Annotated in this window: 11 protein-coding genes; 7 read left to right on the top strand and 4 right to left on the bottom strand. The window is 70.8% G+C overall.

The window, feature by feature from the left end; all coding sequences use genetic code 11:
• Window positions 1-25: 25 nt before the first annotated feature.
• On the bottom strand, window positions 26-1,129 hold the full coding sequence (locus ABD073_RS02860) for a glycosyltransferase family protein (RefSeq protein WP_343872257.1): 1,104 nt from the start codon (window positions 1,127-1,129) through the stop codon (window positions 26-28).
• Window positions 1,130-1,306: 177 nt separating this feature from the next.
• On the opposite strand from ABD073_RS02860, the gene ABD073_RS02855 reads away from it, so the two are divergent.
• The 3 genes from ABD073_RS02855 to ABD073_RS02845 are packed head-to-tail and all read left to right on the top strand — an operon-like array spanning window position 1,307 to window position 4,298.
• Window positions 1,307-2,482 (top strand): acyltransferase family protein, encoded by a 1,176-nt coding sequence (locus ABD073_RS02855; protein ID WP_343872256.1) that lies wholly within the window; start codon window positions 1,307-1,309, stop codon window positions 2,480-2,482.
• 10 nt (window positions 2,483-2,492) lie between these two features.
• A complete protein-coding gene (locus ABD073_RS02850) occupies window positions 2,493-3,428 on the top strand; it encodes a glycosyltransferase family 2 protein (RefSeq protein ID WP_343872255.1) in 936 nt (311 codons plus the stop codon).
• A 3-nt stretch (window positions 3,429-3,431) separates the two neighbouring features.
• Entirely contained in the window at window positions 3,432-4,298 is an 867-nt protein-coding gene (locus tag ABD073_RS02845) for a glycosyltransferase (RefSeq protein WP_343872254.1), read from the top strand.
• Between the two features lie 199 nt (window positions 4,299-4,497).
• Here the strand turns inward: ABD073_RS02845 and ABD073_RS02840 are convergent, their stop codons facing one another.
• Window positions 4,498-5,187: a hypothetical protein gene (locus ABD073_RS02840; RefSeq protein ID WP_343872253.1), complete on the bottom strand. Its 690-nt coding sequence runs from the start codon at window positions 5,185-5,187 to the stop codon at window positions 4,498-4,500.
• Between ABD073_RS02840 and ABD073_RS02835 the strand changes: the two genes are divergently transcribed.
• On the top strand, window positions 5,159-6,463 hold the full coding sequence (locus tag ABD073_RS02835; RefSeq protein ID WP_343872252.1) for a hypothetical protein: 1,305 nt from the start codon (window positions 5,159-5,161) through the stop codon (window positions 6,461-6,463). The genes ABD073_RS02840 and ABD073_RS02835 overlap by 29 nt on opposite strands.
• Before the next feature lie 821 nt (window positions 6,464-7,284).
• Here the strand turns inward: ABD073_RS02835 and ABD073_RS02830 are convergent.
• Complete coding sequence (locus tag ABD073_RS02830) at window positions 7,285-8,205, bottom strand: glycosyltransferase (protein ID WP_343872251.1); 921 nt, start codon at window positions 8,203-8,205, stop codon at window positions 7,285-7,287.
• Window positions 8,202-8,876 carry a hypothetical protein gene (locus ABD073_RS02825; protein ID WP_343872250.1) on the bottom strand — a complete coding sequence of 225 codons (675 nt, stop codon included), beginning with the start codon at window positions 8,874-8,876 and terminating at the stop codon, window positions 8,202-8,204. Before ABD073_RS02825 ends, ABD073_RS02830 begins: the two co-directional genes overlap by 4 nt.
• 152 nt (window positions 8,877-9,028) lie before the next feature.
• On the opposite strand from ABD073_RS02825, the gene ABD073_RS02820 reads away from it, so the two are divergent.
• From ABD073_RS02820 to ABD073_RS02810, 3 genes are read left to right on the top strand one after another with little or no spacing between them, the layout of a single operon-like run.
• Window positions 9,029-10,081 (top strand): YveK family protein, encoded by a 1,053-nt coding sequence (locus ABD073_RS02820; protein WP_343872249.1) that lies wholly within the window; start codon window positions 9,029-9,031, stop codon window positions 10,079-10,081.
• Entirely contained in the window at window positions 10,078-11,400 is a 1,323-nt protein-coding gene (locus ABD073_RS02815; protein WP_343872248.1) for an O-antigen ligase family protein, read from the top strand. Before ABD073_RS02820 ends, ABD073_RS02815 begins: the two co-directional genes overlap by 4 nt.
• A gap of 15 nt (window positions 11,401-11,415) precedes the next feature.
• Complete coding sequence (locus ABD073_RS02810; protein ID WP_343872247.1) at window positions 11,416-13,140, top strand: alpha/beta hydrolase family protein; 1,725 nt, start codon at window positions 11,416-11,418, stop codon at window positions 13,138-13,140.
• The last annotated feature ends 19 nt before the right edge of the window (window positions 13,141-13,159 follow it).

Genomic DNA, 13,159 nt, shown 5'->3' with positions numbered 1-13,159 from the left:
AGCGCGTCGTGCGGACCGGACGAGATCAGGCGCGGCGGGCGATCGCCTGCAGCAGGGCCTCGGCCCGGGCAGACCACGAGTGACGGTCCGCCAGGGCCCGTCGTCGCTCCTCCAGTGCGGCATCACGCGGCTCGTCGGCGCGACGGCGCACCAGCTCGCCGAACTGCTGCGGGCTGTCCGCCACGTCCACCAGGTCGGTGGCCAGCCAGTCCAGCGACTCCATCCGGGTGGAGACCACCGGCAGGCCGTTGGCCAGGTACTCCAGCGTCTTGAGCGGGAAGCTGGCCTTGTTGAACTCGTTGATGGCATAGGGGGTGACGCCGACCGCGGCGCTGCCCAGCAGGTCCACCACCTGCTCGTGCGGCACCAGGCCGCGGTAGTCCACGCCCGGGCGGGCCAGCAGCTGGTCGAGGCGTCGGGTCACCTCGGGCTCCCGCTCGGCCCGCGGGCCGATCACCCGCAGCTCCACGCCGGCGTCCAGCACCGCCTCGAGCATGGCCAGGTCGAGCCGCTCGTTGAGCTGGCCCACCAGCACGGCGGTACGGCTCCGCTCGCCCACCAGAAGTCGGTCGGGGACGATGGCGCCATTGGGCACCACCTCCACCATGTGGCGCGGGTTCATCCGCTGCAGCGTCTGGGCCAGGTCCACCGAGACCGCGGAGACCACGTCGGCGGTGCGCACATTGCTGCGCAGCACCCGCTCCAGCCAGGCCTGGTCCAGGCCCATCATGGCGGCACCGGCCAGCCAGTCGTCGGTGGCGTGCAGCACCGTGACACCGCCACCCCTGGTGGGCAGCTGGGCCCGCGGCGAGCAGGAGATGGTGGCCCACACCCGACGCGACTCGCGGGCCTGCGCCACGGTCAGGGCAGCCCGGAGGTGGGCCTCGGCCAGCTGACGAAGTCCTGAGCGCGCCGCCCCCGGGACGGTGCCCAGCGCCAGAACCCGGATGCCCTCGGCCACCTGCTCGGTGCGCGGCAGCGGCGAACGGCCGTGGTGCAGCGGTTCGGTGGGGTCCACCCACAGCACGTCGACGCTCTGGGCCAGCGCCCGCGCCAGATGGTGATCCGTGGCCGGCAAGCCCTGCCACGGGTTCCCGGCCCAGAGGACCACCAGCTTCCTGTCCTGCACAGTGCACCTCGCATCACGTCGACGGACCCGAGCGGCAGCCGCTCGGTGGCCCCCACGATAGTGGTCGCACGCCCGGCCCCGAGTGCGCTCCCCGAGGGCCGGTCAGGCCCGCCGCCCCACAGCCCTCCCTCAGCTGCCAAAGGGGAGGCCACACCCCGCTCGGGTAACCTCGCAGGCATGGCATCGGGGGGAAAGTCGCTGTTCAGCGCCTTCAGACGGGTGGTGGCCAACGGCCGCTTCATCCCGGAGATCGACGGACTGCGCTTCGGGGCGATCGGGTCCGTCGTGGCCTTCCACGTCGCCGTCAACCTCGCCACCAAGTATCCCGAGACCTGGGCCATGCCCGACGATGTCGTGGGCTACACGCTGGGCACCGGCGCCTTCGGCGTGCAGCTCTTCTTCGTCATCTCCGGCATGGTGCTGGCGCTGCCCTTCGTCCGCCACGCCCGCGGCGTCGGCAAGCCGGTGGGGCTCAAGAAGTACTTCCTGCGCCGGATCACGCGCCTGGAGCCGCCCTACGTGCTGGTGATGACGGGGCTGTTCGTGATGCTGCTGCTGATGCACGACAACACCCCCGGCACGCTCACCACGCACTGGCTGGCGAGCCTGCTCTACCAGCACAACCTGGTCTTCGGCTCCGAGAGCCTGATCAACAACGTGGCGTGGAGCCTGGAGATCGAGATCCAGTTCTACATCCTGGTGCCGCTGCTCACCCGGGTCTTCCGGATCCAGGACCGACGCACCCGGCTCAGCGTGATCTGGGCCACCATCATCGTCTTCGCCCTGCTCACCGCCTTCGTGATCCCGGAGCACTCGCGCCCCGGCATGAGCCTGCTGGCCTACCTGCAGTACTTCCTGATCGGCTTCCTGCTGGCCGACATGCACGTGGCCGGGGACCTGTCGAAGGCCAGGAGCCTGGCCTGGGACGCGGTCACCGTGATCGGCTGGCCGGTGATGATCTTCCTGATCGGCCACATCCACGCGGCCGGCTGGGGTCGCTGGTGCATCGTCGCCATGCCCTTCCTCATGCTGCCGCTGTTCGTCGCCGCCTTCCGCGGCACCTGGACCAACCGCCTGGTCACGCTGCACCCGATCCCGGCGATCGGTGGCATGTGCTACTCCATCTACCTGATCCACAACCCGCTGCTGGGCATCACGCTGAACATCACCGACGCACTCACCCCCAGCGGCCCCTACCTGCTGCGCTACCTGGTGCAGCTGGCCGTCAACAGCCTGATCGTGCTGTTCTGCTCGGGCATCTTCTACCTGCTGGTGGAGCGTCCCTGCATGAACCCCAACTGGTACAAGGACCTCGCCGCCCGGCTGCGGGGCCGTCGTTCCGTCGAGGCCTGAGGAGAGACCGATGACATCCAACCGCCTGGTGGTGACCGCGCTGGTGGTCACCTACAACTCCGCCTCCGAGATCGACGCCCTGCTCGACTCCCTGCCGGCCGCCGCCGAGGGGCTGGACCTGCGCGTGCTGGTGGTGGACAACTCCTCCAGCGACGACACCGTCGCCCGCGTCGAGGCCCGCGGGGATGCGCGCGTGGTGGCCTCGGGCGGCAATGTCGGCTATGCCGCGGGCATCAACGTGGGGCGCGAGAACCTGGACCCCGACACCGATGCGCTGGCCATCCTGAACCCCGACCTGGTGCTGGAGCCCGGCGCCCTGCGGCTGCTGGTGGAGCCCTTGGTGAGCGACCGCACCATCGGCGTCACCGTGCCGCACGTCAGCAATTCCGACGGCAGCCCCTTCCACTCGCTGCGTCGCGAGCCGCGCCTGCTCTCCCAGCTCGGCGAGATGGCCTTCGGCTCGCACTGGGCCTCGCGACCGGCGGTGCTGGGCGACGCCCTGCGCCGTCCCGAGCACTACGCCACGGGCCGCGACGTGGAGTGGGCCAGCGGCGCCGCCCTGGTGATCTCGCGCGCCTGCAATGACACCGTCGGCGAGTGGCGCGAGGACTTCTTCCTCTACTCCGAGGAGACCGACTTCGCCCGTCGGGCCCGCCAGGCCGGCTACCGGATCCGCTACGTGCCCGAGGCACGGTGCCTGCACATCGGCGGCGCCTCCGGCTCCTCGCCGAAGCTCGAGGCCCTGATGGAGGTCAACAAGCTGCGCGACTACGAGGCCAACCACAACCCGGTCTCCTCGGTGGCCTTCCGCGGGGTGCTGGCCGCCCAGCACGCGCTGCGCGCCCGCAGCAAGCCCGGCTCCAAGCTGGCGCTCCGCCACCTGCTGCAGCGCTCCTCCTGGGACGAGCTGCCCGCCGGCGAGCCGCGCATCCGCAAGGAGGCCTGAGCCGTGGCGACCATCATCATCCCGGCCCACAACGAGGCCACGGTCATCGGCCGCACCCTGGAGGAGCTCGCCACCGGCGAGCTGCGCCCGGGAACCCGCGTCCTGGTGGCCGCCAACGGCTGCACCGACGACACCATCGCGATCGCCGAGAGCTTCGCCGACCGGCTGGACGTCACCGTGCTGGACCTGCCGGTGGCGTCCAAGCAGGCCGCGCTGAACGGCGCCGAGGACGTCCTGTTCGCCGACGACCGCCCCGAGAACTTCCCCCGCGTCTACCTGGATGCGGACATCGCCGCCCCGGCCGCGAGCGTCAACCGGGTGCTGGAGGTGCTGGAGTCCGGCGAGGTGCTGGCCGCCAGACCGCCGCTGGCGTACCAGACGCAGACCGCCGACGCCCTGGTGAAGGCCTTCTACCGTGCGCGCTCGCGCACCCCCGAGGTGCTGCAGGCGCTGTGGGGAGCCGGCTTCTACGCCGTCTCGGTGCAGGGACGTGCCCGCTGGGGCCGCTTCCCGCTGGACGCGCCCGACGACCTGTACGTCGACTCGCTCTTCTCCGCCGAGGAGAAGACCGTCGTCGGGGCCGAGCCGGTGCGGGTGCAGGTGCCCCGTTCCAGCCTCGCCCTGCTGAAGACCCTGAAGCGTGTTTACCGTCCCTCGGAGGCTGTCCAGGAGCTCTCGCCGCAGTCCTTAGGATCCTCAGGAAACACGCTGGTCTCCCTGCTGAAGGCCAATTCCGGACGTCCGTCAGAGGCGCTGGATGCCTTGTCCTACATCGGTTTCGCGGTGACGGCACGGGTCGCACTGAAGCTCGACGGCCGCGGCGGTGACCACTCGGGTGCCTCCTGGGAGCGCGACGACTCCACCCGCTGAGAGGCCTTCTGGTCACTTGTTCATGTTCCTGAAGGGATTATGAAGATTTCCTGAGTGCTGGTTATGCTCACCGAGGCTTGAACTGGTCAAGCCCAGCATCACATCGGAGCAGCACCCACATGATCAACAACCTTCGACGCCAGCGCAGCGGTGCCTTCGCACTCGCAGCCGTGACGTGCGTGGCGCTGACCAGCGCTTGCTACCCCACCGATCCGCGGCCCACCCCGCGCCCCCGGCCCACCGAGACCGTCTCCGCCGCCCCGTCGGCGAGCGCCACCCCCTCGCCGAGCGAGGTCCCCACCGCCCAGCCCAGCACCCCGCAGGCCTCCCAGGTGCCGAGCGAGAGCCCGTCGGCCGACGCCAGCGAGCCGGTCGAGGCGCTGCCCAGCCAGGGCACCTCCTCCGAGCCCACCGCGAGCGCCTCGGCCAGCGATTCCGCCAGCCCGGAGCCCAGCGCCGCGCCCTCGAGCGCCACCCCCTCGGCCACCGCCGATGACTCGGCCACCCCGGAGCCCAGCGCCTCCGCGTCGGCCAGCGACTCCGCCAGCCCGGAGCCCAGCGCCTCCGCGTCGGCCAGCGATTCCGCCAGCCCGGAGCCCACCGCCGCGCCCTCGAGCGCCACCCCCTCCGCGTCGGCCGACGACTCCGCCACCCCGGAGCCCACCGCCTCCGCATCGGCCAGCGACTCCGCCAGCCCCGAGCCCACCGCCGCGCCCTCGAGCGCCACCCCCTCGGCCTCCACCGATGACTCCGCCACCCCGGAGCCCACCGCCTCCGCGTCGGCCAGCGACTCCGCGAGCCCCGAGCCCACCGTGGACGCCGCCGGCACCCCGGAGCCCTCCGCGAGCAGCTCCGCCAGCGTGAGCAGCAGCCCGGAGCCCAGCGCCACCCCGGACGCCACCGCCTCGGCGACCCCGTCCGCGTCGCCTTCCGAGACCCCGACCCCGTCGGCCACCCCGACCCCGTCGGCCACGCCCACCACCCCGGGCACCCTGGGCAGCCTCGACCTGCCCCGCGTCCCCTGGGAGGGCGGCCCGGCCTACTGGAGCCAGTTCACCAATGCCAACAAGGCCGGCTGGGCGAAGGACGACTTCTTCCCCGTCGCCGTCTGGTGGAACTCCTTCTCCACCGACGCGGAGGTGCAGTACGACAAGTCGCTCGGCATCAACACCTACGTCGAGATGGATCCCAGCGCCGACTACAAGCGCTTCGAGCGCAACGGCGTGTACTGGATCGGCCCCAAGCTGAACAACACCTTCACCGACTCCTCGGTGAACTGGGTGGGCAACTTCCTGGGCGACGAGGTGGACGGCCGCTTCTCCCCCGCCGAGGGCTTGGCCCAGATGCGCGCCGGGCAGGCTGCCGGCAAGCAGGGTCCGCGCTTCAACTACGCGAACTTCACCGGCCTGATGGTCTCCAGCTACTTCAAGAGCGCCGACGCGGAGGCCTACATGGCCACCACGGACGCCGCCAGCATGGACATGTACTGGTACACGGTGCCCTTCTGCGACTGGGAGAGCTACAACCCGGACTACTACATCTTCAACGTGCCGCGCAGCACCTGCCGCACCTCGTCGAGCTACGGCCAGGTGATGGAGGGCATGCGCAAGCGTGACGCCGCTGACGGCAAGCTGCAGCCGCTGTGGAACTTCGTCGAGCTGGGCGACCCGACCCTGCCCGACGTGCCCGGCCGTGGCCCGATCAAGCCCGAGCAGATCAAGGGCGCCGCGATGAGCTCGGTGATCAACGAGGCTCGCGGCCTGATCTACTACAACCAGGACTACAAGGGCTGCTCCGCCGGCTCCCTGGTGCGCACCAGCCAGTACAAGGCCGACTTCGCCTGCCAGCCGCAGATCAAGGCCATGGGCGAGATCAACAACTTCCTGCACCAGATGGCCCCGGTGATCAACACCCAGAGCTACAAGTGGGACTTCGGCAAGGGCCTGGACACCATGCTCAAGGAGAAGGACGGCTCCGCCTACATCTTCGCGATGATCGACGGCTCCGCCGGTCCGGGCAGCCGCACCTTCACCCTGCCGGAGCAGCTGAAGGGACGCACCGTCGAGGTGGTGGGCGAGAACCGCACCATCAAGCCGTCGGCCGACGGCACCTTCACCGACAGCTTCGCTGCCGAGTCCAGCTACCACGTGTACAAGCTGAGCTGAGCCAAGGAGTCGCCTCGCCCCCTTTCCCCTGCGGGGCGGCTCCTTCCTCCCCCAGCACCGCGCCGGTCCCTCACGGGGCCGGCGCGGTGTCGCATCCCGGCGGTGCTGCGCAGTCCCGGTCCGGGCCCTGCAGGCATTCCCGACGAGCGTCCTGCCGTGCCTTCTTGGCCTGGGCCGGACGCCACGCCCGACGTAGGCCTGCTCTGGTCGCTCGGTGCACCGGGGAGGGTCACCTCGCCTCCAGCAACCCCGAGACCTGCAGCACCCCCTGGAGCTTCCTCACCTCACTGCTCACAATCGCCCCGCGGGTCCGCGCCCGCACAGGATCAACCAGAATCCGCCACGATCCGACCGGATACGCCCACGAGCGGCCGATCTCACCCCGATCATGGCGAGATCGGGTCGATGTGCTGAGCACAGCGACTGGCTGACCGGAGCGACGCGCACGCCGAGCCGGGCGATGTCGTCGGCGCTCCCTGACTCTGGATGTGGAGACGGCGGCTGCCGACGGGTGGCGATGACGCGGGGCTCCTCTACCCGACCTGGCGCCCCGGTATGCGACGTCGCGCCTCCTACTTCCACGTCGCGCCCGACGAGCGACGTTGCGCGCGTAGTTCCAGGCGCAACGTCCCCTGTGAGGCGCAACGTGGAGGTTGCGCGCGCGAGGTGGGCGCTGGAGGCGCGAGGTCGGCGCTGGAGGCGCGAGGTCGGCGCTGGGGGCGCGAGGTGGGCGCTGGAGGCGCGAGGTGCACGCACCAGGCGCCACAACTCCAGGCATGCGAAAGGGCCCGGACCAGACGGTCCGGGCCCCTCACGGAAACTCACTTGCTGCTGCGCAGCTCCTTGGCCTTGGCGGCGGCACCCTTGGCGGCGCCGACGCCCGCCCGGGCCACCTTGCCGCCGTGGTACTTGACCTGGTCGAAGCGCTCCTTGCCCAGCACCTTCACGAAGCCGGCGCGGGCCTGGCCGCGGGCGGTGTCGCGGGCCCAGCGCACCGGGCCCTCCACCAGCCGGTCCCTGGCGAGCTCCGCGCCGGTGGGCGCCTGGACGCCGTCCAGCAGGCCCGGGAAGAGCGAGCGATAGGGAGCCGGGTCGGTGATGGTGCCGCGCACGCGGTTGGAGACATTGGCGCCGTGGATCACCTGCAGCCAGCCCGGGCCGCCCTCCACCACGACAGCGGGCATGTGCTCGCCCAGACGGTTGTGCCAGTCATGCCAGCAGGACCAGACGTCGGACAGGTCCTCGCGCACCGCGCAGAAGGCGTTGACCCGGTCCTCGCGCAGGTAGGCGCGCGAGCCGTTGGTGATCAGACCGTGGCCGACGTAGAGCGCATGGCGCCCCTCACCGACGGGAGCCTGGCGCAGCCGCTCCACGAAGTCGACGGCCAGGCCGTCGTCGTTGTCCAGGTTGGAGGTGATGACGGGGCCCTCACCGCGCCCGACCACCTGGCGCACATCGGCCTGCAGCTCCTCGTTGGGGACGCGGGTGCGCAGCAGCGGGGTCAGCAGGCCCTCGTCGCGCCAGGCGTACATCTTGTCCAACAGCCACTGGGGGCTCTCGGTGTCCAGGTAGACGATCCAGTTGATGTCCTCGCCACGCTGCGAACGCACGGCCGGCACGGCATAGCGCTCGAAGAGCACGATCCGCTCCCGCAGCCAGCCCTCACGGGCGCGGATCAGGCTCTCGACGCCCTCGCTGGGCAGGTTGAAACGGGTCAGGAAGACATGGGCTGGGGTGGTCATGCGGTGATCTCCTCCGAGTGGGGGTGGCTGGCGCGACGAGCCGCGCGGCCGTTCATGTAGCGGTCGAACCAGTAGGTGGCCACCAGGGTCAGCCCCAGCCCGAACAGGCCGTAGCCGGCCATGGCGCGCGCGTGCGGGGTGACGACCTGCTCGATCACGGGGTCCTTGGGATTGAGCTCCAGCTCGATGCGCTCGGCCTTGGGCACCTTCAGCTGGTTCTCAAGCTCGGTCAGCTCGGCGCCCACACGGGCCACCTCGCGGCGCATGTTGGCGGCCACGGCCTCGCGCGACGGGTCCACGACCTGCACGTCGACGACCGGTTCTGTGACTGAGCTGAGCCATTGCCCACCCACATTGCGCACCTGGGCATGGGTTCCCTGGTGAATTCCAATGGCATAAAGGGTGACATCGGGATTGGATGCCAGCGGGGTGTGGACCCCTTCATTCACCCGGGCGGCGAGGATATTTGCCACGGCAATTGAATCAGGGCTGTGATAGCCCAGGATGCGCACCTTGCCGCCGTCGGGTTCGAGGATGTTCACCGTAGTCCGGCTGAAGTAGACGACGCTGGGTCCGGCCACGGCGAGGGTCACGGCGGCGGTCAGCGCCAAGCCCGCCAGCACGACGTACCACCGCCGCACCAAGAGCTTCAGAAATTCCACAGAAGTCATCGATTTCCCCAAGTAATTACGCCCGGGAGCAGTCTGAATGACTGGTCGCGGTGAATGCAGGCCATCGCGGCAGGGCGTGATTCGATTATGGCATGGCCCCGCGGCCTGCGATCATTGGAGCTCGGGGAAGAACAACTGAAAGGGGCAGCCTCGTGGACCTGCGTGACTTCGGATCGACACTGGCTCGCTGGTGGTACCTCACCCTCGCGACCCTGCTGGTCGCGACACTGGCGGCCGTCGGCCTCTACAAGAGCACCGGACCCACCTACGAGGCCGAGAGCACCGTGCTGCTCCTGCCGCCGGACGCGGTCCTGATCGCTGCCCGCGAGGACCAGCGCAACTACGCGCCCAACAACCCCCTGCTCTACCTGTCCTCCCTGACCGACGCCCGCGACGTCCTGGTGCGCCAGCTGAGCAGCACCGACGTCAGCGAGTCGCTGAAGAAGAAGGCGCCGGGCGCCACCATCACCGTCTCCGGTGACACCACCTCCGGCTCCCCGCTGATCCTGGTGAAGTCCGCCGGTTCCACCGAGGCGGACGCCCTGGCCGGCATGAAGGCCGTCAACGACCTGGTCCCCAGCAGCCTGAAGACCATCCAGGACCAGATGGACATCGCCGCCCTGCAGCGCATCGACTCCATCAAGGTCACCGCCGACAGCAAGGGCACCCCCAGCAACAAGAACCAGATCGTGATGGCCGCCGCCGGCTTCCTGGGCGCCTCCGTGCTGGGCCTCGGCCTGATCGCCCTGCTGGACCAGCTGCGCACCCGTCGCAACCGCCGTGAGGGCATCGTCGACGAGCGTGACCTGGCCCGCCAGCGTCGCCGTGAGGAGCGCGAGGAGCTGGAGCGCCGCCGCGAGCTGGAGCTGCGCGAGCAGCCCCGTCCCCTGACCACCCCGGTGGCCACCGAGACCACCCCGGCCCCGGCCAGCACGAACGAGACCACCACCTCGGCGCAGGCCACCGGCAGCACCACCGCGGCTGCCGCCACCGGCAGCCGCGCCACCTCCCGCAAGAAGAACCGCGGTGGCCGCCCGCAGCAGGAGCGCCAGGACGCGCCCGTCGAGCAGGCCGGCACCGCGCAGAGCTCCTCCGAGGGCAGCGGTGCGCGTCGCGCCAGCTGGCTCGAGGACGACGAGCCGGTGCGCCCCGGTGACGTCGACGAGAACCTGGACGTGCGCACGGCGGAGGACCCGCGGGCGTGAGCAGCCAGGTCAGCTCCCGACGCGCCGCGGCCTCCGGCTGGGGCGAGCGGGCAGGCCTCGACGTCACGGCCGTCTTCACCGGCTACGTCGTCCTGCTGTTCGCCATCCCGGCGACCATGATCGTGGCGCCCCTGGGCACCCTGGGAGCGCCGGCCACGATCCTGTCGCTGCTGGCCCTGGTCTGGTACCTGTGGCACCACCTGCACCGCTCCACGGGCGTGCAGGGTGGTTCCTCCCCGGTGCGCCGGGCAGGGATCGGCTTCATCCTGGTGATGCTGCTGGTCTACGGCCACGCCATGACCACCTTCGTCCCGGGCGCCGAGGTCACCAATGCGGACTCCTCGCTGCTGCGCATCATCGGCCTGATCGGGCTGATGCTGGTCTGCTCCGACGGCATCAACTCCACCCGCCGCTGGCGCACCCTGATGCAGCGGATGGCCTTCGCGGGAGCCGCCATCGCGCTGCTGGCCATCCTGCAGTTCGCCACCGGCCAGCTGTGGGTGGACATGATCTCCATCCCCGGCCTGACCCCGCCCACCGCGGCCGAGATCGGCTCGCGCGGCGAGTTCACCCGTCCCAGCGCCACGGCCACCAATGCCATCGAGTTCGGTGCCGTGATCGCCATGCTGCTGCCGATCGCCTTCACCAATGCCCAGACCGCGGTGCGCCACAGGTTCTGGAACTGGCTGCCGGTGGTCATGATCGCCCTGGCCGCCCTGCTCTCGCTGAGCCGCACCGCGATCATCTGCGTGGTGCTGGGCATGGCCATCCTGGTGCCTGCCTGGAGCCGTCGCGCCCGCCTGCAGCTGCTGGTGGCCGCGCCCTTCGGCATCGCGCTGGCGGGCGTGGCGATCCCCGGTCTGCTGGGCACCCTGCGCGGCATGTTCCTGGGTGTCGGCACCGACTCCTCGGTCTCCTCGCGCACCAGCGCCTATGCGGTGGCGTGGAGCTACATCGAGCGCCAGCCCTGGCTGGGCCGTGGCTACAACACCTTCCTGCCGCAGTACTGGATCCTGGACAATGCCTACCTGCAGAACCTGATCGGCACCGGCATCATCGGCATCCTGGCGCTCTTCGTGCTGCTCTTCGCCGCCATGTACAGCGCCCGGCAGGCCCAGCGGCTGTTCGTCGACCGCGACGACGCCCTGATGGCCCGCTCGCTGCTGGCCGCCACGGCCGCCGGCTCGGTCTCGCTGTTCTTCTTCGACGGCTTCGTCTTTCCCCAGTCGGCAGGCATCCTGATGCTGGTCCTGGGACTGGCCAGCGCTGCCCTGCGCCTGGCACGAACTTCGCGCGAGCCGGGGGGCTCGCGCCGCTGAACTGAGGAGTTGGCGATGATTCGGGGGAACATCACCAGTTGGATGGGGCGCCAGGAGGCGCCCCTTCTGACCCATCTGCACCTGCCGCCGCACGCCCGCACGGGCGAGGCCGGTGTGGAGATCGGCGGAGCCGTCGTGCTCTGCCCGCCGCTGGGCCGTGAGCAGGTGGCCTCGTACCGCACCCTGCGCCAGCTCGGCGACGCGTTGGCCGGCAAGGGGCTGCTGGCGGTGCGGCTGAACTGGAGCGGCCAGGCGGACTCGGCACCGATCGACGAAGGCCTGGGCCTGCTGGAGAACTGGGCCGCGGACCTGGCCGCCGTCGTGACCCAGCTGCGCGCCGCGGGCGTGCAGCAGGTGCACCTGGTGGGGCTGCGCTTGGGGGCCCTGGTGGCTGCCGGCCAGGCTGCCGCCGTCGGGGCCGACTCCCTGCTGCTGTGGGATCCGGTGGCCACCGGCCGCAACTTCCTGCGCCACGAGCAGATCATGTACGCCGCGGAGGGCCTGGCGCACGAGGAGCAGGACGGCTTCACCGCGCTGGGCTACAGCCTGCGTCCCGCCGACGCCGACCAGGTGCGCTCGCTCAAGCTCACGACCCTGCTGGGCGAGCTGGAGGGCCACGACGTGGTGGTGGGCCGACTGGAGCGCGGCGAGGCCAACACGCAGCCCGGGCCCGATGACCGCTGGACCACGAGCGAGATGCCCGAGCTGCTGGAGACCTCCTCGATGACCGCCCGGGTGGCCAACCATGCCATCAGCAGCATCGTCACCTGGTGCCTGGCGCGCAGCGGAGAGCACCGCTCCTGGGTCCGTCTGGAGCCGACCCTGGAGGCGCGCATGGTGCGTGACGGGGTGGCGCTGCGCGAGCAGGTCGTCAGCCTGGACGGCGGCCTGCCCGGCATCCTGACCCGCCGCGCGGACCAGGACCAGGCCGGGGAGGTGGGCGTGCTCTACGTCGCCGCCTCCAGCGAACCGATGGACGGCCCCAGCGGCCTGTGGGCGCTGAGCGCCCGCGAGGTGGCCGCCGAGGGCGCCGTGGCCCTGCGGATGGACAAGTTCGGCACCGGCGAGCTGGGCGGTCCGCTGCCCACCGACCCGATGCCCTACATGCCCGGCTTCGTGGCCGACGTGGCCGCCGGCGCCGACTTCCTGACCGAGCTGACCGGCCGCAGGCCGGTGGGCGTGGGTCTGTGCTCCGGCGCCTACTTCGAGATGGTGGGCCAGAACGCCGCCCGCTTCGAGTCGGTCGTGGCGATCAACCTGCTGGGCTTCGACCGTGACCCGGCCGACATCCCCGACGAGGTGGCCATGGCCACCGACCCGAGCCATGTCATGGTCAAGGCCGGCGACGAGGACGCCCCGGTGCAGCTGCCGCTGCCGCTGCGGCAGCGGGCACGTCGCGAGGTGAAGGCCAGGATGCCGCAGACCGCCTGGCGCTGGCTGGGACGGGTGGGCCTGGCCCACGCGCCCGACGACTTCCTGCGCGATGCGGCCGCAGCCACCGACCTGGTGCTGGCCTTCAGCCCCGACGACTTCGAGGCCTTCCGGGGCCAGCGCGGTGAGGCGGCCCTGGACTGGGCCCGGCGCCACGGTGGCCCGATCCGGATGAGCGTCGACCCCTTGCTCGACCACGGCCTGTTCGGCGCGGTGGGGCGTCGTCGGGCCCTGCAGCTGGTGCGCGAGGAGGTGGCGCGGGTTCGCCGATCGCGATCAGCCCGCGCGGCCGAGGCCGTGACTGCCTAGGCTGTCACGGACGAAGGAG

Origin of the sequence: Luteococcus peritonei, from assembly GCF_039526385.1 — a bacterium.
GTDB lineage: Bacteria > Actinomycetota > Actinomycetes > Propionibacteriales > Propionibacteriaceae > Luteococcus > Luteococcus peritonei.
The sequence above is the reverse complement of the archived record's forward strand: the minus strand, read 5'-3'. Positions and strand labels throughout refer to the sequence as shown.

Bases quoted from the DNA above. Each gene is read 5' to 3' on its own strand.
- ABD073_RS02825 (WP_343872250.1), bottom strand. From the start codon at position 8,876: ATGACTTCTGTGGAATTTCTGAAGCTCTTGGTGCGGCGGTGGTACGTC.
- ABD073_RS02810 (WP_343872247.1), top strand. From the start codon at position 11,416: ATGATTCGGGGGAACATCACCAGTTGGATGGGGCGCCAGGAGGCGCCC.
- ABD073_RS02855 (WP_343872256.1), top strand. From the start codon at position 1,307: ATGGCATCGGGGGGAAAGTCGCTGTTCAGCGCCTTCAGACGGGTGGTG.
- ABD073_RS02850 (WP_343872255.1), top strand. From the start codon at position 2,493: ATGACATCCAACCGCCTGGTGGTGACCGCGCTGGTGGTCACCTACAAC.
- ABD073_RS02830 (WP_343872251.1), bottom strand. From the start codon at position 8,205: ATGACCACCCCAGCCCATGTCTTCCTGACCCGTTTCAACCTGCCCAGC.